Annotated in this window: 15 protein-coding genes; 3 read left to right on the top strand and 12 right to left on the bottom strand. The window is 63.9% G+C overall.

Features of this window, described 5'->3' with window-relative positions; all coding sequences use genetic code 11:
- On the top strand, positions 1–390 hold the full coding sequence (locus E2K99_RS19040; protein ID WP_034336874.1) for a DUF1987 domain-containing protein: 390 nt from the start codon (positions 1–3) through the stop codon (positions 388–390).
- Positions 390–1,112 carry a GGDEF domain-containing protein gene (locus tag E2K99_RS19035; RefSeq protein ID WP_134223217.1) on the top strand — a complete coding sequence of 241 codons (723 nt, stop codon included), beginning with the start codon at positions 390–392 and terminating at the stop codon, positions 1,110–1,112. The genes E2K99_RS19040 and E2K99_RS19035 overlap by 1 nt, the downstream gene beginning before the upstream one ends.
- Before the next feature lie 71 nt (positions 1,113–1,183).
- On the opposite strand, the gene E2K99_RS19030 is transcribed toward E2K99_RS19035, so the two are convergent.
- The 6 genes from E2K99_RS19030 to E2K99_RS19005 all read right to left on the bottom strand — a co-directional run bounded on the left by E2K99_RS19030 (position 1,184) and on the right by E2K99_RS19005 (position 12,257).
- The gene (locus E2K99_RS19030; RefSeq protein ID WP_134223216.1) at positions 1,184–1,819 is read right to left on the bottom strand and encodes a response regulator transcription factor; all 636 of its coding nucleotides are present in this window, start codon (positions 1,817–1,819) and stop codon (positions 1,184–1,186) included.
- Between the two features lie 376 nt (positions 1,820–2,195).
- Positions 2,196–3,170 carry a diguanylate cyclase gene (locus E2K99_RS19025; protein ID WP_134223215.1) on the bottom strand — a complete coding sequence of 325 codons (975 nt, stop codon included), beginning with the start codon at positions 3,168–3,170 and terminating at the stop codon, positions 2,196–2,198.
- Positions 3,167–7,684, bottom strand: coding sequence for a CHASE domain-containing protein (locus E2K99_RS19020; protein ID WP_134223214.1), 4,518 nt, complete (start codon positions 7,682–7,684; stop codon positions 3,167–3,169). Before E2K99_RS19020 ends, E2K99_RS19025 begins: the two co-directional genes overlap by 4 nt.
- Before the next feature lie 179 nt (positions 7,685–7,863).
- On the bottom strand, positions 7,864–9,210 hold the full coding sequence (gene nosR / locus E2K99_RS19015; RefSeq protein ID WP_134223213.1) for a response regulator c-di-GMP phosphodiesterase, NosR family: 1,347 nt from the start codon (positions 9,208–9,210) through the stop codon (positions 7,864–7,866).
- A complete protein-coding gene (locus E2K99_RS19010; protein WP_205703704.1) occupies positions 9,207–10,571 on the bottom strand; it encodes an ATP-binding protein in 1,365 nt (454 codons plus the stop codon). The genes nosR and E2K99_RS19010 overlap by 4 nt, the downstream gene beginning before the upstream one ends.
- Positions 10,572–10,625: 54 nt before the next feature.
- Positions 10,626–12,257, bottom strand: a complete 1,632-nt coding sequence (locus E2K99_RS19005) for a methyl-accepting chemotaxis protein (protein WP_134223212.1) — start codon at positions 12,255–12,257, stop codon at positions 10,626–10,628.
- Between the two features lie 360 nt (positions 12,258–12,617).
- Between E2K99_RS19005 and E2K99_RS19000 the strand changes: the two genes are divergently transcribed.
- Entirely contained in the window at positions 12,618–14,246 is a 1,629-nt protein-coding gene (locus tag E2K99_RS19000; protein WP_134223211.1) for an EAL domain-containing protein, read from the top strand.
- 50 nt (positions 14,247–14,296) lie between these two features.
- On the opposite strand, the gene E2K99_RS18995 is transcribed toward E2K99_RS19000, so the two are convergent.
- From E2K99_RS18995 to E2K99_RS18970, 6 genes are all read right to left on the bottom strand, one after another.
- Positions 14,297–14,743, bottom strand: coding sequence for a bacteriohemerythrin (locus E2K99_RS18995; protein ID WP_134223210.1), 447 nt, complete (start codon positions 14,741–14,743; stop codon positions 14,297–14,299).
- Between the two features lie 294 nt (positions 14,744–15,037).
- A complete protein-coding gene (locus E2K99_RS18990) occupies positions 15,038–16,000 on the bottom strand; it encodes a chemotaxis protein (protein ID WP_134223209.1) in 963 nt (320 codons plus the stop codon).
- 15 nt (positions 16,001–16,015) lie between these two features.
- Positions 16,016–17,770: a methyl-accepting chemotaxis protein gene (locus tag E2K99_RS18985; RefSeq protein WP_134223208.1), complete on the bottom strand. Its 1,755-nt coding sequence runs from the start codon at positions 17,768–17,770 to the stop codon at positions 16,016–16,018.
- A 153-nt stretch (positions 17,771–17,923) separates the two neighbouring features.
- Positions 17,924–20,230, bottom strand: a complete 2,307-nt coding sequence (locus E2K99_RS18980; RefSeq protein WP_134224169.1) for a hybrid sensor histidine kinase/response regulator — start codon at positions 20,228–20,230, stop codon at positions 17,924–17,926.
- 34 nt (positions 20,231–20,264) lie between these two features.
- Positions 20,265–20,639 (bottom strand): Hpt domain-containing protein, encoded by a 375-nt coding sequence (locus tag E2K99_RS18975; RefSeq protein WP_240733761.1) that lies wholly within the window; start codon positions 20,637–20,639, stop codon positions 20,265–20,267.
- A 36-nt stretch (positions 20,640–20,675) separates the two neighbouring features.
- Entirely contained in the window at positions 20,676–22,343 is a 1,668-nt protein-coding gene (locus E2K99_RS18970) for a cache domain-containing sensor histidine kinase (protein WP_205703703.1), read from the bottom strand.
- Positions 22,344–22,352: the final 9 nt, after the last annotated feature.

Here is a 22,352-nt window from a genome sequence, read left to right as displayed (position 1 = left end):
ATGGACAATTTATTCATCGCCGCCAGCGCCAGCTCTCCCGAAGTGGACTTCCGCTTCGACCAGCGCACGCTTTCGCTGAAGGGCGAATCCTATCCCGAGAATGCCGCCCAGTTCTGGGGCGAGATCATCACCACCTTGCGCCGCTTCCTGGCCGATGATGAGCAGGGCAGCACCATCACCGTCAACGTGGCGCTGGCCTACTTCAACAGCTCCAGCACCAAGATGCTGTTCTCGCTCTTCGATGCCCTCAACGAGAAGGCCGAGAGCGGCACCGAAGTGGTCCTCAACTGGTACCACGACGAGGAAGACGACACCATCTTCGAATTCGGCCAGGAGTTGCAGGAAGATTTCGCCGCGCTGGTCTTCCACGATCACGCGGTCCAGAGCTGATGGACGGCGGCGACCTTTTCGCGGCCGAAGCCGAAGCCCTGCACCGCGCCAATGCGGTGCTGGCCGATCCTGCCAGCGACCCGGCCAGCCATCGTGCAGCGCTGGAAGAACTGGTGCAGCACTATGGCCAGCTGATGCGACAGAGCCGCCGCCTGATCTCGCGCAGCGACCGCACCGAGCGCGAACTGAACCTGCTCAATGCGCGCCTGAAGCAACTGAGCGATGAGCTCGATTACAAGGCGCGCCATGACAATCTCACCGGCGCGCTCAATCGCGGCGCTGTGTTCGAGCAGGCGCACCAGATCCTGCAGCAATCTCCGATGTCGCTGGTCGTGCTGGATATCGATTTCTTCAAGCGCATCAACGATGAATTCGGCCATCCGGCCGGTGACGCGGTGATCCGCGAACTGGTTGCCCGCCTGCGCACCACGCTGGCAGGCAATGGCGTCATCGGGCGCGTCGGCGGTGAAGAGTTCACCATCCTGCTGTCCGGCGTGGCGCTGGAGCAGGCCGTGATCCTGGCCGGACGGATCCGCCAGGCGATTGCCGGTGACCGTTTCCAGTGCCTGCCGGCGCGGCCGGTCACCTCCAGTTTCGGCGTGGCCTGGGCCGCCGCCGGCAGCGATTTCGAGGAAGCCTACGCGCGCGCCGACCAGGCCTTGTATCAGGCCAAGCGCGGCGGACGCAATCGGGTGGAGTCAGAGGAATCGGTCACCGGCTGAGCTCCGGTGACCGTGATGGAGCAGGGGCAGGGCAAGTGGGCGGCATCGGCCGCCCCGTCAGTTTTCTTCATTCAGTAGCGCGTCATCGCCGCTACCAGCGCGGCCAGCGAGCCCGCGTTCATCTTGCGCATGACCTGCTGGCGATGGGCCTTCACGGTCCGTTCCGAGGTCCCCAGTTCGGCGGCGATCTGCTTGTTCAGCCGTCCTTTCACCAGACGTTCCAGCACTTCGCGTTCGCGCCGGGTCAGGGTCTTGAGCCGCTGGTGATGCTCCTGCCGCTGCTGCATCTGCGGGCCCGATTCATCGAAAGGCATCAGCGCCCCGCGGAAGGCTTCCACCAGCTGCTGGCGCACCATCGGCTGGGTGCCGGCATCGCCGGCCGGACCGCTCATGAGGCGCTGGCCGGGGTCGTGCGGGCCGTAGCGCTTGTCCTCCGGGGAGGCGGCCGGCGGTGCGCCGGTGATGACGATCAGCGGCCGGCCCAGTTCACGTTCATCCAGCAGCGAGCGCAGACGTGGCGCGTCGAGGTTCTGCATGTGGACTTCCAGAACCAGTCCGCCGCGCGCGGTACCGGTGGTGTGCTGCAGGAACTGGTCGGCCGAGGGGTGATGGGCGACATGGAATCCGGCGGCTTCCAGCAGCCGGACCAGCGGTCCGCCGTGAGAATCTTCACCACCGACGATATGAGCGAGATGTGCAGTTGTCATGTTTTTCTTCCTTGACCGATAGGGACGCATCGAACGGGTTCAATGGGCTTCACCGCTCCCTTGCCGGGGAAACTGTTGCAGTTGACAAGGACATGCGGGAAGAAAAACGCAGTTTTACCGGGATGTCGAAAATAGTCGACGAAGCTTGAAATTCAGGCCGGTAAGTTCAAATTTATTCGGAAATTTCCTCGTTATTTTTCGAGATCGCGTTGCGGCGCAGCGACCGCTGGGGACGGGCGGTCGGCACACCGGCCGGATCGCGATCAGGACGGCGGTCATTTCTCTCCCGCCTTGCGGCTGGATGCGCATCTCCAGCGCCAACGCCGGTAGCCGGCTCAGGGCCGGCTGTGTTGTTCGGACGGTGCTGCAGCGGGGATCAGGACGCTGAGGACTGCAAGGCAGCGTCCTCGACGGGGGTGGCGCAATACACCTGCGCCCGGCCGTGCGCTTTGGCCTGATACAGGTTCTGGTCGGCCAGGGCGATCAGCGCAGCCGGCGTGCTGCTGTGACCGGGTACCTCGACCGAGGCCACGCCGATGCTGAGCGTGACGAATTCGCTGGCTTCGGAGCGGGCATGCGGCAGGTGCAGGCGGGCCACGGCGTCGCAGACGTCGCGTGCCAGTTTCAAGGCCTGCTCGCGCCCTGCCATGGGCAGGATGCAGGCAAATTCCTCGCCGCCGTAGCGCGCCACGCAATCATAGCTGCGGTGGAAGTTGCTGCGGATGGCGTGCGCCACTTCGGCCAGGCAGTGGTCGCCGGCCTGGTGGCCGTAGTGGTCGTTGTACTTCTTGAAGTAGTCGATATCGATCATCAGCAGCGACATGGCCTGGCCGGAGCGCTTGCACAGCTCCCATTTCTCGGCCAGCTCGCTGTCGAACTTGCGGCGGTTGAACAGGCCGGTGAGCGAATCGGTGACGGCGATGTTGCGGTAGAAATCGGATTGCAGTTTCAGCGTCAGGTGCGTCAGCACGCGCGCCTTGAGCACCGTACCGTTGATCGGTTTGCTGATGAAATCCACGCCGCCCGCATCGAAGCCCTTGACCTCGTCTTCCTCGCTCTGCAAACCGGTCAGGAAGATTACCGGAATGCCCAGCGTGGCGGTGTTCTGCTTGAGCCGTTCGCAGGTCTCGTAGCCGTTCAGGCCGGGCATGTTCACATCCATCAGGATCAGGTCCGGCACCACCTTTTCGCACAGATCGATGGCCTGCAGGCCGCTGGTGGCCATGAAGATCTCGTAGTCGCCCTTGAGCAGGGCATTGGCGAGACGGATGTTGATGGGCTGGTCATCGCACAGCAGTACGCGCGGACGGCTGCCGCGCAGGGATGAGAGTTCTTCCAGGATGCGTTTCAACGAGGTTCTCCGAAATGGTCATCGAGATGGGCCAACGCCGCCGGGAAGTCGAGTTTCTCGATCAGTTCCCACAACTGCTGGTAGCGCGTCTGCTGCATCAGCCCATGGCGCTTGCCGATGGCTTCGGCCAGGTCCAGCGCTTCGAGGTTGCTCGACAATAGCAAGGCCCGCAGCGCCTGCCTATCAGGAAAATCGGAAGCCTCTGCTGTCGCTGTCGCCGGCTCCGCGCCGGCCTGCGGCGCAGCCGGTCCCGGTGAGCCGGAAACCCCCTGCAGCGCCTGCATCGCCAGTTGCTGCAAGACCACACCCGCATCGCGCCGCACCGCGACCAGTTCTTCGCGCCAGGCAGTAAAAAGGCGATCGGACGGCACACCTTCGCCAGCGCGGCACACGCGCTCGATCCCGGCGAAATAAGCAGCCAGGCCGCTGGCCCCGATGGTGGCGCACAAGCCCTTGATCGCATGGGCGGCCTGCTCGATGCCGCCCGGCGAAGCCTGCGCCAGCGCCGCGTCGTAGTCCGCGAAGAGGCACTCCAGTTCCGGCCCGGCGGCATCCAGCGTGGTGCGATAGACGTCGCTGGCCTGACGGTAGCGGCGCATCAGGTCAGCGTAGACGTCGACCTGCTGGCGGTCGGCGGGCTGTACGTCCACGCGCGTGGCCTCGGCGGGCAGCGTCTCTTGCGCAGCGATGCTGCGGTCATGCTGGAGATGCGACAGCAGTGTCGGCACCAGCGTACTTACGTCGATGGGCTTGGCGATGTGACCAGCCATGCCGGCTGCAATACAACGGCGGCGGTCTTCCGGCGAGGCATTGGCGGTCATGGCCAGGATCGGGATGTGGCGCAGGTCCTGCTGGCGGCGGATGCGACGGGTGGCTTCGATACCGTCGATGCCGGGCATCTGCAGATCCATCAGGATCAGGTCGTAGTGGCGCTCGGGATCGCAGGCCATGGCCACGCCGGTGCTGCCATTCTCGGCGCAGCTGATGTGCGCGCCATACAGGGACAGCAGGCCGGTGGCGACCTGGCGATTGACGGCATTGTCTTCCACCAGCAGGATCTGCACCCCTTCCAGTTCGCGCGCGGTCTCGCCGGCGGGCGCATGCTCGGTCTGCGTGTGCTCGTCCGCTGCACGCGCCTGCGACAGCGGCGTGGCGTCCTCGATCTCCATGGGCAGGTCGAACCAGAAGCGGCTGCCGCGTCCCGGTTCGCTGCTCACCTGCAACTGGCCGCCCATGAGCTGCACCAGATGGCGGCTGATGGCCAGCCCCAGCCCGGTACCGCCATAGCGGCGGGTGGTGGAGGCTTCGGCCTGGGTGAAAGCATCGAAGATGTCCTTCAGACGTTCCGGAGCAATGCCGATGCCGGTGTCGCTGACCTCCACCCGCAGCATCACTTGCCGGGTGTTGTCCGCCGCCAGCCGCCGCAGTGCCACGTCGATGCGGCCCAGGTGCGTGAACTTGAGCGCATTGCTGATCAGGTTCACCAGCACTTGCTGCAATCGATAGACATCGCCCACCACGCGCTGCGGCAGGTCGCCATCCAGTTCGATGTGCAGGCTCACGCCCTCCTGCGGCGGGTTGCCGGCCAGAATTGCGGTCAGGTCGTGGCGGAAATGCTCCAGCGAAAACGCCTGCAAATCCAATTGCACCTGCTGGGCATCCATCTTCGAGAAATCCAGCAGGTCATTGAGCAGGTTGAGCAGCGACTTGGCCGAGATCTCGGCCTTGTTCAGGTAGTCGCGCTGGGCTGGCTGCGGTTGCGTTCTCTGCAGCAGCTGGATCATGCCCAGTACGCCATTCATGGGGGTACGGATCTCGTGGCTGACGCTGGCCAGGAACAGACTCTTGGCGGAGTTGGCCTGTTCGGCTTTCAGACGGGCCTCGACCAGGTTGTTTTCGAATTCGATGCGCTGGGTGATGTCCAGGTTGATGCCGATCACGCGCACCGGCGCGCCCATGCCGTTGCGGTCGACGTGGGCACGTGCCTGCACGAAGCGGATGCTGCCGTCGGCGCGCACCACGCGAAACACCGGTTCGAACTCCCCGGTGCCGGCCAGCGCCGCCTGCAGGGCCGATTCCACATAGCCGACATCGTCGGGATGCACGCGCCTGCGCCAGCCCTCATAGGTGGTCACCTGCCCGCTGCGGCCATCGCTGATGCCGTAGATCTCGGCGATCTGGCGGTTGAATTCAAAGGTGTCGCCGGTGCGGTCCCAGACCCACACGCCCAGCTTGGCCACTTCGGCGGCCAGCATCAGCTGGTCGCGGGCGGCTGCCAGTTCGGCTTCCTGCTGGCGCTGCAGGCTCATGTCCACGGCGATGTAGAGGTCCCCGATGTGGCGCTGGCGGTGATCCAGCATGGAGGTCTGCTGACGCGTGACCGGCAGCGTCACGCCATCCTTGCGGCGGTAGCGCAGGTCGCTCACGGCCTTCTCGTCCAGTATCGCCTGGGCGCGGATGGCGGGATTGTTGAGGCGGCCCGAGAAGGCTTCCTCCTTCATCTGCCCGATCACGTCCTCGGCGCGATAGCCCAGCATGCGTTCGGCCCCGCGATTGAAGAGCGTGATCACGCCGTCCGGTGCCGTGGCGATGATGGCTACGCCGGTGGCCGAACTGAGCACGTTGTTGAGCAGGGCGTTGGACTGCTGCACCTGGTCCAGCAGCGACTGGTTCTGGGCCAGTGCCTCGCTGAGCTGGTTGCGGTTGTGGGTGATCTCGGTGACGTCGTGCGCCACGACATAGAAGCCGTTGACTTCGCCTTGTTCGTTGACGTCGGGGATGTAGGTGGTGAGGACATGCTTGTAGCCGTTGACGGCATCGGTGAAGGTGCGCTCGAAGGTTTGCTTCTCTCCGGCCAGCACCGCGTCGATATGGGGCAGTGCGCTTTCATACAGTTCCGTCCCGACCAGATCCAGCATGTACATGCCGGTGATTTCCCCATGCTCACGCCCGAAGACACGCTCGTAGGACGCATTGGCGAAGCGGTTGATGAGATGCTTGTCCCAGTAACCGACCAGCGAGGGCATGACGTTGAGCACGGTCTGCAGCATGGTCTTGGCCTGGTGCAGCGCATGGGTGCGCTGCTGCACGGTCAGTTCCAGTTCCTCGTTGATGCGGTGCAACTGGCGTTCGATGCGCTTCTCGCGGGTGACGTCGCGCAGCATGAAGGCCTTGCCGATCTGCCGGCCTGCACCATCGCGCAGCGGGAACATCAGGGCCGAGGCGTAGCGTATCGACTCGCCCTGCAAGCTGATCACATGCGCCTCCTCCTGCTGGCCGGTGCCGGGACCGAAGCCTGGGGAAGTGGAGCGTGTACTGCCCTGCTGGTCCAGCTCGCGCAGCGCTGCGTGGGTGGAGAGGGCCGTGCCCAGTGCGCGTCCTTCGGGCAGGCCCAGGGTGTCGCTGGCCCCCCGGTTCCAGGAAGTGATCAGTCCCCGGGCATCGGTGGTGACGATGGCGTCGGGCGAGCTGTCCACCACGGCAGCCAGCAGGGCACGGGCTTCCTGCAGCTTGCGTTCACGGGTGGAGAAAACCTGATAGGCCAGCGCGCTGGCCAGGATCAACATGGCCAGCGTAATGCAGGAAAGCAGCGTGGCACGATCACTGATGAACTGGTGAGCCTGCGCGTATTCGGGGGCGGCCCGGATGCTCAGTTTCCAGGCCCGGCCGTAGAGGGGCAAGGCCGTTTCCAGACTGACGGCATCCTCGATCTGGTCAAAGCCGCCGCTGCGGAACAGTTCGACGGCCGTGGTATTGCTGGCAACGTCCTCCACCAGGATTTCCAGCGAATGCATGTTCCAGCGCCGGCTCAGTTCCGAGAGGATGTCGTGCACCGACAGCGGCGCGTAAGCCCAGCCGAGGATCCTTTCCTGGCGCTGCTCCATGGTCGGCGGCGTGACCGAGCCGGCATAGATGGGCAGCAGGAACAGATAGGCATTGGCCGTCCGCCCTTCTTTCTGCACCAGCCTGATCGGTGTGGTCAGTTCCGCGCGGCCGGTCAGCATGGCGTGATCGGCGGCCGAGCGGCGTTCCGGCGACGAGGCGATGTCCAGGCCCAGGGCCGGCCTGTTGGGGGCGAGGGGCTCGATGTATTCGATCACGTAGCGGTCGCCGGGGTTGTCGGCGAGCTGGGTGATGCCGGAAAACAGCAGGCGGTCTTCGCGCATCTTCTTCTCGTAGGCGGGCAGCGCGGCGAGCGGAACGTGGCGGATGAAGCCGAAACCGCCGGCCCAGGGAAATTCCTGCGCCAGATCGCGGCTGTCCATGTAGCGCAACAGTTTTTCGCGGCTCAGGTCGTTCGCACCGATGGCCAGGATGGCCCCCCGGGTGCCGCGCAGGCCGTGTTCGTAACGGCGCAGCAGGGATTCGATGTCGTCGCGGATCCAGCGGCTGTCCAGCGCCAGGCTGTCGCGCACCTCCTTCTGGTTCAGGCGCGCCAGGCCGGCCACGCCGGCCAGCAAGAGGCTGAAGGCGATCAGCAGGAACAGGCAGGTATTTCGGGTGATTCTGGTCATGGTGTCATTTTTTATGGTGGAACAGCATCGCGTCCCCCAACGCGAACGGGCGCAACGCGCCCGGTCATGCTGATTGCACCAGCCCTGAGGCGGGCGGGCAATCGGGAAATTCCCGGGTACGCTTGCCGGCTGACAAGCTTTCCGTCAGGCCTTGTGCATGCCGACAAGCACCGGTTGCATCAGTGCAACACGATCCTGGCCTTCAGCGGCATCTCATCGATCTGCTCAAAGCGCCGCAGGCGTGCCAGGATGGCTTCGTCCAGCACGTGTTCCTTGTTCAGCAGCAGCACGCCGGACTTGGTGCGCAGGTCCTCGGCCAGCTTCATGCCGACCCGCAGCTCGGCCGGGGACAGCAGGCGCGTCTGCTGTTCCAGCGCCATGCGCTGCTCTTCCATCATGGCGATGAAGGTGTTGACCACCACCGGGTCATAGCGATGGCCGGCATGCGTGCGCAGCATGGACAGCGCTTTCTCGGGACTCACGTTGTGGCTGGTGATGCCGCCATTGCACAGACCCTCGAAGTCGCGCACCACGGCCAGGATGCGCGAGCCCAGCGGGATGGCGTCGCCTGACAGGCTTTCCGGCACGCCCCGGCCGTCATAGCGCTCGTGCTGGTGGCGGATGATCTCGCCGGTCTCGGCCAGGGTCGGGATGGGGGTCAGCAGCATCTGGCCTTTCACCGGATGCCACAGGAAGCGTTGCAGCTCGTCGCTGCTCATTTTTTCGATGGGCTTCTTCACCAGTTCATCGGACAAGTCCAGCTTGCCGATGCCGTGTAGCATGCCGGCCATCATCATCTCCTTGGCGTGATGGCTGTTCATGCCCATGCGCAGCCCCAGCTGTTCGCACCAGCGTGCGATGCGGGCGGACTGGCCGTTGGCCAGGCCGGCGCGCAGTTCACTGATGTCGGAGAACACGTGCAGCATGGAGAGGAAGGCCTTCTGTTCCTCTTCCTGGGCGTTCTCCAGGAACAGCACGGTCTGGCGCAATTCTTCCGTACGCGCCTGCACCTGGCGTTCCAGCTGGCGATTGAAATCGGCCAGTTGCAGGTTCTGTTCGCGCACCTTGCGTTCCAGCGCCATCTTCTGCTTGCGCAACTGCTGTTCCTCCAGCGCGTGGGTCACGACCATGAGCAGCTCGCGGTCTTCCCAAGGTTTGGAGAGGTAATGGTGGATGCCGCCATCGTTGATGGCCGAGATGGTGCTGCCGATCTCGGAATAGCCGGTCAGCAGGATGCGCATGGTGGCCGGCCATTGCTGCTTGACCTGGGCCAGGAACTGGGCGCCGTTCATGCCGGGCATGCGCATGTCGGAAATGACCAGGTCGACATCGGCGCTGGCCAGGATGTCGAGCCCGGCTTCGGCGCTGGTGGCCGTCAGCAGGCGATAGCCCTGGGGCCGGAAGGTACGTTTCAGGGCCGACAGGATGCTCTGTTCATCATCGACCAGCAGCACGCAGGGCGGCGGCAGGGCGAACGGGTCGGCTTGTTGCAGGGTCTGGAGTTCCTGGCTCTGGATGGCGGTCATGATGCGTCTCCTGTTTCGCCCGAGGCCTTGCTCGGCGGCTGGGCGCTGGCGGGATCGATGGGCAATTCGATCCGGAAGGTGGTGCCTTTGCCCGGTGCACTGCTGACATGAATATCGCCGCCATGCTTCTTGATGATGCCGTAGGACAGCGACAGCCCAAGCCCGGTCCCGCTGCCGACCGGCTTGGTGGTGAAGAAAGGTTCGAAGATGCGGTTGATGTGTTCCGGCGCGATGCCGTGCCCGGTATCGCTGATGCAGACGGCGACGCGCTGGTCGCAGCGTTCGGTGCGGATGGTCACGCTGCCGCGCTCCTGGATGGCCTGGGCGGCATTGACCAGCAGGTTCATGAAGACCTGGTTCAGTTCCGAGGCCAGGCACTTGATCATGGGCAGCTCGCCGTATTGCTTGATGATGGTGACCTTGTATTTCAGCTCGTTGTTGGCGATGTTGAGCGTGCTGTCCAGGCCACGATGCAGGTCGGCCATCTGCCAGTTGCTTTCGCCGGTGCGCGAGAAATCCTTCAGCGACTGCACGATGTTCTTGACGCGTTGCAGACCCTCGTTGGATTCGGCCAGCAGCTCGGTCACGTCTTCGCTGAGGAATTGCAGGTCGGCGCGCTCCTCGAAGGCCTGCACCTCCGACTGCGCCACGCTGGAGGGCAGGCTGCCGTTGGTGACGCACTGGTACAGCTTGATGCCTTCGAGCAGCGTGGCCACGTAGTTGCCCAGGGTGTTGAGGTTGGCGTTGACGAAGCCGATCGGATTGTTGATCTCGTGCGCCACCCCGGCGGCCAGCTGGCCGATGGAGGCCAGCTTCTCGGACTGCATCAACTGGGCCTGGGCCATCTTGAGCTGTTCGATCAGGGCGCGCTGTTCCTCGGCCTGGCGCTGCAGGGTGTCTTCCATCTGCTTGCGGCCGGTGATGTCGGTCATCAGGCCGATGACTTCCAGCGGCGTGCCCTCGGCATCGCGGATCAGGCGCAGGGTGTCGTGCATCCACAGGTAGCTGCCGTCGTGGGTGCGGAAACGGTATTCGTAGATCTTCTGGTCTTCCACGAACAGCATGGCCAGGCTGGAGAAGATCGCGGCCGTGTCGTCGGGGTGGATGTGGTTGAACCAGAAGTTCGGGTCGTCCAGCATTTCCCAAGGCTCGTAGCCCAGCACGCGGGAGGCGTTTTCGCTCACGAAGGTGAGCTGGAAATCGCCCGAGGGCACGCTGCTGTAGATGATGGCGGGGGTGTTGCCGATGATGTGGCGATACCGTGCGTTGGCCTTGACCAGCGCCCGGGTGTCGGGCGCGTCATCGGCATGGGTGCGTTGGCTGGCGCACTCGTTGGCCATCAATGCTTCGCTGTGTCCCATGTTCGCCTCCTCAGCGATGGCTCCGGATCAGGGGCTGGAGCCGCGCCCTCCAGGTCAGGCAGCGCGGGGCAGGGCCACACGCTTGTTGTCGTGCGTGGGCAAGGCCGCGGCCGTAGCTGCCATGCCGTCCAGGTTGAACACGCTGATGGCCTGGATCATCTGCTGCGTCGACTCCTCCAGGCTGCCGGCGGCGGCCGCTGCTTCTTCCACCAGCGCTGCATTGCGCTGGGTCACTTCATCCATCAGGACCACGGCTTCGTTGACCTGCTGGATGCCGGTCTGCTGTTCGCCCGAGGCGGCGGTGATCTCGGCCACGGCGGTAGCGGCCTGCGTCACCGAGCGCATGATGCCGCCCATGGTGTCGCGCATGTCACCGGCCAGCTTCACGCCGGTACCAACCCGCTGCGAGGATTCGTCGATGAGCAGTTTGATTTCCTTGGTGGCCTGGGCCGAGCGTTGTGCCAGGTTGCGCACTTCACCGGCGACCACGGCAAAGCCGCGTCCCTGTTCTCCGGCGCGCGCTGCTTCCACCGCCGCATTCAAGGCCAGGATATTGGTCTGGAAGGCAATGCCGTCGATCAGTCCGGTGATCTGCTTGATCTGCTCGGCGCTCTTGTGGATGGCATCCATGGTGTCGTTGATGTGGTGGATGGAGGCTTCGCCATCGCGCGTGGTGGCCAGCGCTTCTTCCACCAGGCGGTTGGCCTGGCGCGCGTTCTCGCTGTTCTGGGTCACGGTGGAGGCCAGCTCTTCCATGCTGGCAGCGGTTTCTTCGAGGCTGCTGGCCTGTGATTCGGTGCGGGAGGACAGGTCCATGTTGCCGCGAGCGATCTCGCCGGTGGCCTGGGCAATGTGCATGCTGCTGCGGCGCACGTCGCCCACCGATGCCACCAGGTTGACCCGCATCTGTTCCATGGCCTGCAGCAGGGCACCCATTTCATCGCGGCGCGCCTGCAGATCTGCGGCCGACAGATCGCCGCCCGCGACCCGGCGCGCCTGCGCCACGGCACGCCGCAAGGGGGTGAAGATGCGCGTAGCCAGGGTCATGCGCAGGAGCGCCAGGCTGCCCAGGGCGACGCCGGTAGCGGCCAGGGTCGGCAGGCTGCTGGCGTGTTCGGCACACTGCCCGTTGAGGAAAGCCAGCGCACAGATGCCGGCGGCCGCCGTGCCCAGGCCCAGATCCAATCGGGTCTTCAGCGATACCTGCGAGACCTGGCGCAACTTGCCGCGCAGGCCGGTCGGCACCACTTCTCCGCGATGCACGGCGATGCGGGCGCTTTCCTTCTTGAGTTCCTTGTAGGCCTGCTCGGCGGCGGTGATCTCGGCGCGCGTGGGCTTGGTGCGTACCGACATGTAGCCGGTGCATTTGCCGCGCTCCCAGATCGGCGTGACGTTGGCCTTGACCCAGTAGAAGTCGCCGTTCTTGCAGCGGTTCTTGACCAGTCCGGTCCAGGGCAGGCCGGCCTTGAGGGTGCTCCACAGGTCGGCGAAGGCCAGCTCGGGCATGTCGGGATGGCGCACGATGTTCTGCGGCGCACCGATCAGCTCTTCTTCCGTGAAGCCGCTGATGTGGATGAAGGTCGGGTTGACGTAGGTGATGCGCCCCTTGATATCGGTCTTGGAGACGATGGAGGCATAAGCTTCGATCTCACGCTCTTGTTGGGTGACGGGCAGGTTGAGGCGCATGATCGATTCCTGAAAAATTGATTGGTGGAATCATTAAAGCATAAATTCATTGAAATCGCTAAAAAAATGATTCTTTGTGGGAATAAACGGTAAATTCGTTGCTTGGACCACACTGTATTGTCAAGACGAAAAGCCCTTCTGCGCGCCGGTGATTGATGTATTTTGTCTTTGATTTATAAAGAAAAATTGAGATTCATAGCCCCTGCGCGGAGCTCTTTTCTCAAGCGTTGCAAAGACGCTTAATCAATTCATAAAATGATTAAATTGATTTAATCGGTTAATCGCGGTCTAATGATGAGCATCAGACAGAAATTCCGGGGCAAACTGGCCGCGAAGCGAGCGGCAGCACAAGGGGGCGATGTGAGCAACAAGAACAAGGTGGTGGTCCTGACCGTCATTGCCACCATCGTGGCGGCCACAATGCCGGTGATCGGCATGCTGTGGCTGTCGCGCCAGGCGGTGATCGATTCCGAGCACGAGCGCCTGACGCGCTATGCCGAGTCGGTCGTGGATCGCGCCGAAGCCACTTTCCAGAACACCCAGCGGGCGCTGAAGTCGATGTCGCCCCTGCTGCTGTTTCCCTGCTCGGATGAGCACATCGCGCAGATGCGGCTGATCGCCGTCAGTTCCGGTGCCATCGAGGAAATGGGCTACTACGAATACGGCCAGCTCAAGTGCACCTCCTGGGATCGCCGCGCGCAGGCGCTGCGCCGTCCGCAGCCGGAGGCGGTGTTCACCACGGCGGACGGCGTCGGCGTGGCGCTGGAACAGGCTTCCTACATCAGCGATGGGCCCAGCATGATGTCCATCCAGTACGGTGCCCATGCGGCGCTGGTGCATCGCGAACGCTTTGTCGACGTGGTGCTGGAAGATGGCGTGCATGTGGTGCTGGCACGCAACGGTTTCGGGCTGGTCGCGCAGTACGGCATGCCCATCGCCAGCGGCATGGCCGGTCGCGCCTTGCGCGGCGTGGGCAACCAGGATTTCGATGGGTTCTTTGTCTCCACCGTCAGCCGCGACGGCTGGACCGCCGCCGCCATCATTGACGGCCAGCATGTGGTGGAGACCATGACCGGCGAGCAGCGCTGGTTCCTGCCGGTGGGCGTGCTGCTCGCGCTGGGACTGGTGATTCTGGTGCTGCGGGTATCGCAGGCGCGCTTGTCGCCGCTGGCGGATTTGCAACTGGCGGTGCGCAAGAAGGAATTCATCGTGTTCTACCAGCCGATCATCGAGCTGGCCAGCGGCCGCTGCATCGGTGCCGAGGCGCTGATCCGCTGGCGGCGGCCGGATGGCAGCATCGTGCGGCCCGACCTGTTCGTGCCGCTGGCCGAGGAGAGCGGACTGATCCTGCCCATGACCGATCAGGTCATCGCGGCTGTGGTGGAAGAACTGGGCGATACCCTGCGCGCCGACCGGGCCCTGCACGTGGCGGTCAACGTCGCTGCCCACGATATCAAGACCGGCCGCATCATCGACGTGGTCAGCCAGACGCTGGCGGGGACCGATATCCGCACCGAGCAGTTGTGGATGGAAGCCACCGAACGCGGCTGCATGGACATTGCCTCGGCCCGCGTGACGCTGGCACGCGCGCGCGAGCTGGGGCATTCGATGGCGCTCGATGACTTCGGGACCGGCTATTCCAACCTGCAATACCTGCAGGGCCTGCCCATGGACGCGCTCAAGATCGACAAGTCCTTCGTCAGCACCATCGGCACGGGCGCAGCCACCAGCGCCGTGATCGATCACATCATCGCCATGGCCAAGAGCCTGAATCTGTTCATCGTCGCCGAAGGCGTGGAAACCCTGGAGCAGGCCGCCTATCTCGGCCAGCACGGAGTCGACTTCGCCCAGGGCTGGCTGTTCGCCAAGCCCTTGCCGGCAGGCGAGTTCATTGATTTCTACCGGGCCACGCTGGCCGATTACGGTACCGGGCCGGAGAGCATTCGCAGCGACCGCACGGACCGTGCATCCACCCCCTTGAATGCCTGAGCGCCACAGGGTGAATTTTCCGGCCTGATCCGTGCCGGGCCGTGCTCAGTTCAGCATGGCCCTGCTGCAGCGGCTCGCACGCGCAAGGCCAGCGCCAGTGCCTGATCCATCCCCGCCATATGGCGTACCAGCATGGCCGGGATCATGCCCATGACGATATCGGCCAGCGGCGCGTTGCCATCGTCCAGATAAGGCCGCAGCCGGTGCAGCAGCGCCAGCAGTTCCGCATGGTCGCGGCGATGGGCACGCAGATCGCTGTAGCCCATCTCATCCATCATCTTTTCTTCTTCCCGGAATCCTGCCTCGATCTGCGCCACCAGGGCTGCATAAGCGCTGGCAAAACCGGCCGGCGGCACGATCGCCAGCGCGGCCACGCTCTCCAGTACCTCACGGTGCTCGGCATCCATCTCCGCCAGCAGGGCCGGAATGCGCTGGGCCAGTCCGTTGCTGTCGGCAGACGGGGCGAGGGAAACGACACGATCGGCAGTGGGAATCATGGCCAGCCTCCTGATACAGGGCGCGACCGTACGCAGGTCGGGGCGGAGACATCCGCATCGCCGGCAGGGCGCGGGCGTGCCGGAGGGATGTTCACAGCCGATTCTAGGAGCCTGGCCTCGAAATAATTTGAGATAGCTCAAGCCAGCCCGGATTGGCGGGGTGCTGCACTGCGGCCATATGAAGAAAAGCCCCACGGCACCGTCAGGGTGGCGTGGGGCCGGTCTTGCCGGCCGACGGGGTGTCGGCCGTGCGCTTGTAAAAAGCGCCGTTCCTGGCTCTGCAAGTAGGTGCCGTCAGGGGGGCAGCACCTTGCGCAGCATTGCTGCCAGTTCAGGCGGGGAAAACTTGGCGACATAACCATTGGCGCCCACCGAACGCACATGGTCTTCGTTGGCGGCACCGGTCAGTGAAGAATGGATCACCACCGGCAATTGTTTGTAGAGGTCCGAGGCCTTGATCTTGCGGGTCAGGGTGAAGCCATCCATCTCCGGCATTTCGAGGTCGGTCAGCACCATGGCGACCTTGTCGGTGAGCGGCTTGTGCTCCTGTTCCGCTTCGCGGGCCAGCTCCTGCAGTTTCTTCCAGGCTTGCAGGCCGTCGGTAGCCATCACGTAGGGCAGCTTGAGATCGGTCAGGCACTGCTCGATGAGGGCGCGTGCCATGCGTGAATCGTCGGCGGCCAGTACGACCGATCCGGGCTTGATCTTCAACTCGTTGCTGCCCGGCGTCGGCGGCTGCATCTGTTCCTTGACCGGCGAGACCATGTTGAGGATCTGTTCCACGTCCAGCACCTGCACCAGGCGGCCACCGTCCTGGGCCGAGTCGAGGCGGGCGATGCTGGTGACCACGTTGCCGGAGGCATTGGAGTCGGCCGGCAGGACCTGGCTCCAGTCCAGGCGCACGATCTCTTCCACCGATTCCACCGCGAAAGCCTGGGTGTGCCGGGCGAACTCGGTGATGAGCAGGATGTTCAGTCCATGGCCCGGCTTGCAGCCGGCCACTGCCGGCAGGTCCACCACCGACATCACCTGGCCGCGGATGTTGACCATGCCCAGCATCGGGGAGCGCATGCCGGCGGCGGCTGTGATGTCCATCATCGGGACGATCTCGCGGATCTTGAAGACGTTGATGCCATACAGCTCGCCCGGCTTGTCGGTGGTCCCTTCCGGGTTGCCGAGGCGGAACAGCAGCAGTTCAAACTTGTTGCTGGAGGTCAGGTTGGTGCGTTCGTCGATTTCTTTTTGAAAGGCGTCCATGTCGTCCTCGGGTCTTCAGAATTGTTCCCAGTCACCGTTGTCGGCGCTGTCGTGTTGGCTCTTGACCGGTGTGGCCGGGCGTGCGGCCGGTGCTGACCGGGCGATGCTCGGGGTACGCGGTGCCGCCACTGCCGGACGAGCCGGGGTGATATCGCGTGCTGCTGCGCTGGCCATCGCTGCCTTGGCATGTTTGGCATGCACCGTGGCGGGTACGTCGCTGGCATCGAGGCGGAACACGCCGACCGTCTGGCTCAGGCGCGTTGCCTGTTCCTGCAGGGCCTTGGCGGCGGCAGCAGCCTGTTCGACCAGGGCGGCGTTCTGCTGGGTGTTTTCGTCCATCTGCACCACGGCATTGTTGATCTGCTCGATGCCCTGGCTCTGCTCGGCCCCGGCGGCGGTGATCTCGGCCACGATGTCGGAGACGCGCTTGACGCTGGCCACCACCTCGTTCATGGTCTGGCCGGCTTCGCCGACCAGCTTGGTGCCGGTGTCGACCTTGGCCACCGAGTCGTCAATCAGGGCCTTGATTTCGTGGGCGGCCGAGGCACTGCGCTGGGCCAGCGAACGGACTTCCGAGGCGACCACCGCGAAGCCGCGTCCCTGCTCCCCGGCACGGGCCGCTTCCACGGCGGCGTTCAGGGCCAGGATGTTGGTCTGGAAGGCGATCCCGTCAATGACGCTGATGATGTCAGCGATTTTGCGAGACGATTCATTGATGGCATCCATGGTATGAACAACCTTGCCCACTACCTGGCCTCCGGCCTGGGCCACCTCCGACGCGGAGACCGCCAACTGGTTGGCCTGGCGTGCATTGTCGGAGTTCTGGCGCACGGTGGAGGTCAGTTCTTCCATGGCCGAGGCGGTTTCTTCAAGGGCACCGGCCTGTTGTTCGGTACGGGAAGACAAGTCCATGTTGCCGGTGGCGATTTCGGCCGAGGCGGTGCTGATGGTGTCGGTACCGGTGCGGACTTCCTGCACGATGTTGAGCAGGTTGTCGTTCATCTGCTTCAGGGCAGCCATCAACTGGGCGGTCTCGTCGCGGCCGGTGTTGTCGGGAATGCGGGCGGTGAGGTCGCCTTCGGCCACCTGGCGGGCGATCGAGACGGCCTGGGTCAGCGGTCGGGAAACCAGGCGTGCAATCCACCAGGACAAGGTCAGGGCCAACACGACACAGGTGGCGATCAGGGCAAAGATGGCCATGCGGGCCTGCTCGTAGACGGTGGTCGCCTGCTGCTCCGAGACGGCTGCGCCTTTGCTGTTGACCTCGCTCAGTTCGTTGATCTGGTCTTGCAGCTTGCGATAGACGGGCGTGGAGTCGGCGGTGAGGACGGCATAGCCGGCTTGCTTCTGGCCATCAATGAACAGCTTTTCCATGCGCTCGTGGGCGGCCTTGTAGGCGGCGATGTTGCGCTGGATTTCCGGGAACAGCTCCTTTTCACGCGGCTCCGAGACCAGGGTGGCGTAATGCGCCACTTCCTTTTCCAGCACGGCCATCTGCTTGTTGCCACGCTCACGTGCAGCCTGCTCTTCCTTCTTGTCTTCAGTCAGCACTTGCTGCATGTCGAAACTGCGCGAGCGCGCCAGTGCCAGGCTGATCTTGGACAGGGTGTCGATGCTGGGCAGCCAGTTTCGCGCGATGTCGGTGGAACTCTGGTTGACCTGCGCCAATTGCGCAATGGAGAAGCCGCCCAGCGCCACGATGAACATCAGCACGACCAGGAAGCCGGCATTGAGTTTGTGGGCGATCTTCAGATCGTAGAACCATTTCATGATGACACTCCTGATGAATGCGCTGTGTTGGAATATTCATGTGCGCTCAGGAACCATCATAAGACGGCTAAACAAATAAATCAAATAAAGCGATTTAATCAGTTGTTTTATTTTCGTAAGGATTTTCCTGAATTCAACTCAGGTTTATCGATCTCAGGATTTTTGCAGCCACTTTTCCACGGCATTCATCAGGCCGACCTGGGTGAAGGGCTTGCTGAGGTAGTCGTCCATGCCGGCATCGAGGCAGCGCTGGCGGTCGCCTTCGATGGCGCTGGCGGTGAGGGCGATGATGGGCGTGCGCGGGCGCCCGTTGGCCTGTTCGAAGGCACGGATTTCGGCGGTGGCCTGGTAGCCGTCCATGACCGGCATCATGCAATCCATCAGCACCAGGTCATAGTTGCCGCTGCGCAGGGCATCCAGGGCCAGTTGGCCGTTTTCCACCTCTTCCAGGATGCAGCCGCGGCGCGCCAGCAGAATGCGCAGTAGCTGGCGGTTGATTTCGGTATCTTCGGCCACCAGGATGCGCGCACCGGTGAGGGCGGAAGAGGCAGGCGCAGGCGACGGAGCAGGTGCAGGCGCAGGGGTGAGCGCGGACAGCGGGGGCATCTGCGCGGGAGGTGCTGGCGGGAAGGAGGCCGCACTGGCGGTGGCTTCCGGTGCAAGTGAAGCCTTATTCTTCATTACCGTCTCCGGGGCCGCGTCCGGGCGGGCTTCCGCCACCCCTTCCGGGCAGAGGATGTCGAAACTGAATTTGGTGGACTGGCCCGGCACGCTCTGGCAGGCGATCTTGCCGCCCATCAGTTCCACCAGATTCTTGCTGATGGCCAGGCCCAGCCCGGTGCCGCCGAAGCGGCGCGAAATCGAGGTGTCGGCCTGGGTGAAGGGCTGGAACAGCTGGGCCAGCGCTTCCGGGGCAATGCCGATGCCGCTGTCGGCGATGGCGAAGAAGAGCCGCCAGCGCTCCGGACTTTCTTCTTCACGTTGCGCCGACATGCTCAGCCGCACATAGCCGGCCTGGGTGAATTTGATGGCATTGCTCAGCAGGTTGCCCAGCACCTGTTTCAGGCGCGAGGGGTCGCCGACCAGACAGAGCGCGTCGTCGCAATCGATGCGCACATCCAGCTGCACGTCCTTGTTGTGGATCGAGGGCCGGTACAGTTCGGCCACCTCGCGCACCAGCCGCGCCGGGTGGAAGGCCACGCCCTCCAGATCAAGCTTGCCGGATTCGATCTTGGAAAAATCGAGGATGTCGTTGATGATGCGCACCAGTCCGCCGGTGGCGTTGTGGATGCTGTCGGCATAGTGCTGCTGTTTGCTCGACAGGCCCGATTCCATCAGCAGTTCGGACAGGCCCAGGATGCCGTTCATCGGGGTGCGGATTTCATGGCTGACCATCGCCAGGAAACGCGACTTGGCCTCGTTGGCATGGTCCGCTTCTTCCTTCAGTTCCAGGGCCAGCTGCGCATCCTGTTCGCGCCGCTGGACCTGGCGCAGGGCCACGCCGAAGCCGCCGATGAGGCCGACCAGACTGATGGCAGCCACCAGCATCAAGGGATACATCGATTCCAGCCATTCGCTGAAATAGACCTTGTCGGTCACACCGATTTCCAGATATATCGGCGCATTGCGCACCGGCCGGTGGATGCCCAGCCAGTGGGCTTGCATGAAGTAATAGGGTTGCTTGGCGTCGGTGCCGGGCGGGCGCGGCAGGTGCAGGTCGGCCAGCGGCTTGATGTCGCGCCGCACGGTGTTGTCGTGCACCAGGGCGGTGGCGATCAGGGGTTTCTCGTCCTCGCGCGCGAGCAGGATGGAAAAGGGTTTGTCCTTGGTCACCGCACTGAAGAAATCTTCAAAGAACGCGCAGGGCAGCGCCACCACCACGATGGCCAGCATGCGGCCCTGGCGATCATTGATGCGGCGGGTGAGATAGAAGGTGGGTACGCCCGCCGCGCGCGAATTGACCGTTTCGCTCAGGAAATCCTCGGTCGAGGCATTCTGGCTGTGATGAAAGAAGTAGTCGCGGTCGGTGAGGTCCAGCGGTGGCGGCGGAAATACGCGGGACAGGCTGATGATGCGGCCCTGCGCATTGCTGATGCCGATGCCCGAGATGAAGGGCAGGCCGCGGATCTTTTCGCGCATGGTCCGGGAGTACTCGGGCGTGCTGACGTGTTCGCGCAACTGGGCGTCATCGCTGACGTTGGCGGCTTCGATGTCGGACTGGATGCTATCCAGTACCAGCCGGGCCGAGGAGATGGTCTGGGCGGTGCTTTCGGCCAGCACCGTGGACAGCGTGGCCAGGTCGTTGCGCCAGTCGTTGAGGCTGGCGCGGTACAGCAGGCTGCCGGAAATGATGACGGTCGCCGTCAGCAGCCCCAACAGCAGGGCACCGAGCGTGACGGCGGATTTGCGGATGCGCGGCGGTGCGGGCGGCGAGCCGGGAGCGGGCGTGGATGGCGTCATGGGCAGGGCGGGCAGGGAGATGCGCCCGTGCAGGTCAGGACTGGGGGAGGGAGCGCGCGCAGCGCCCGATTTCATCCAGCACCAGCGCGAAGCTGGCCTGCAATTGCGCCAGTTCTTCCGGACGCGGCGTCTGGCCGTTGCGGGCGGCCTGTTCGGTCTGCTGCAGCAGCATCGTCAGTACCTGGGCCTGAAACATGGCACTCATGCCTTTGAGGCTATGGCTTTCGTGCCGGCTGCGCTCGGCATTGCCATCCCGGGCGGCCTGTTCCAGCCGGGCAAAGATGGCCGGCGCGCTGTCGGCGAAGGTGCGCGCCAGTGAGGCGACGGTGCCGGTGTCCCCGCCCACCGCTTCCAGCAGTTGGCTCGGGTCGATGTGGTGATAATCGGTCAGTGACTGGCCCAGTTGCACGGTAATCCCCTCTGTTCTCATGGCTTGGCGGCCGATTTACTTCGGCTCTTGCAGCGGCAATGTGAAGCTGAACGTCGATCCTTGATGTTGTTTGGACTGTAACATGAGTTGGCCCCCCATGAGCGTCACCAGCCGTTGCGCGATGGTCAGCCCGAGGCCCGCGCCGTCCTTGGCGCGGCGCTCGCTGTCATCGGCCTGGGTGAACTTCTCGAAGATGGTATCGACTTGCCCGGCGGGAATGCCGATGCCGGTGTCTTTGATACGGATGTCCAGCTGGTCGCTGCTGCGATCGACTTCGACCAGCACGCGCCCGGTGTCGGTATAGCGCACGGCATTGCCGATCAGGTTTTCCAGCACGCGCAGGACCTTGCGCTGGTCGCATACGATGATCTGCGGGACGTCGTCGCTGATACGGCATTCCAGCTGCAGGCCCTTGGTCTGGGCTGCCTGGTAATGGCTGGCGATGGCATGGCTGACCAGTTCGCGGATGTTCTCCGGTTCCCGATGCACGGCCACGCGGCGGTCTTCCAGGGCGGTCACTTCGAGGATGGACTCGACCAGTTCCAGCAGGCGGTTGCCGCTGTCATGGATGGCGGTGGCGTATTGCGCCAGCGGCGACTCGCCCAGTTCCTCACGCAGCGCATCCGAATAGCCCAGCACGCCGTTGAGCGGGGTACGGAATTCATGCGACATGTTGGACAGGAAGCGCGACTTGGCCTGGCTGGCCTGCATGGCTTCCTGGCGGCTCCGCACCAGCGAGCCGGCCATCCAGATCAGGACGGCATTGAAGATCAGCACGGCCAGGGTGATCAGGGTCGCCAGCGTCAAGGTCCGGTTGCGTTCACGGTAATAGGGGGCCAGGCGCTCTTCGATATCGATGCCCACCGAGGCGTAGAGCGGATAGTCGCGCAGCTTGTGGAAGGCGTAGATGCGCTCGCGCCCGTCGACCCGGCTGAACGCGTCGATCACGCCGCTTCCTTGCGCCAGCATGGCCGCATAGACTTTGCCGCCGCTGACCTGCTCGCCCATGGCGTCCATGTCGCCGGTGCGGCGCACGCGTGCGGTGCCGTCGGCCCCGACCAGCGTGATCACGCCATGATGACCGACATCGATCTGGTGGTACAGGCTGGTGAAATATTGGGGATCGATGGACACCACGATCACGCCGCCAAAGCCGCCGTCAGGACGGTTGATGCGGCGGGTCAGCTGCAGCGACCATTTCTTGGAGACGCGCCCGAGCACCGGCTTGCTGATGAACAGCTTGTCCGCGCCACCCTGCATGTGCACCTGTACGTGCTCGCGGTCGGCCAGGTTCAGCGGCGTGAAGGGCTTGCTGGAGAGCACCACGTCACCCTTGGCATCGACGATGGTGAAGAGGTTGTAGACATTGCGCGCCACCAGGCCGTTGGAGATCTCGGTAGCCAGGTCCAGCGACTGGCCGCGCTCTGCATAGCGATAGCGCAGGTAGAGGGCGGCCTGGTCGGCGGCCTCGATGGTGCGGTAGGCGTGTTCGAGGAACAGCCGCGACAGCGACTGGGCATCGCGGCGGGCATCCTGCAGATGGTTCTCGCGGCTGGCGTTGAGTTCCTTGAACGCCCCCAGCCAGAGACCGCAGATCAGCAACAGCGAAAACAGGCCCAGGGCCAGGCGCAGGTCGATGCGCGCGAACCGGAGGGGGAGAGGGGGGTGTTTCCGGTCATCCATGGCACTGCG

The sequence above is a fragment of the Herbaspirillum huttiense genome (assembly GCF_004367745.1).
GTDB lineage: Bacteria > Pseudomonadota > Gammaproteobacteria > Burkholderiales > Burkholderiaceae_D > Herbaspirillum > Herbaspirillum huttiense.
This window is presented reverse-complemented; position numbering and strand designations above follow the sequence as displayed.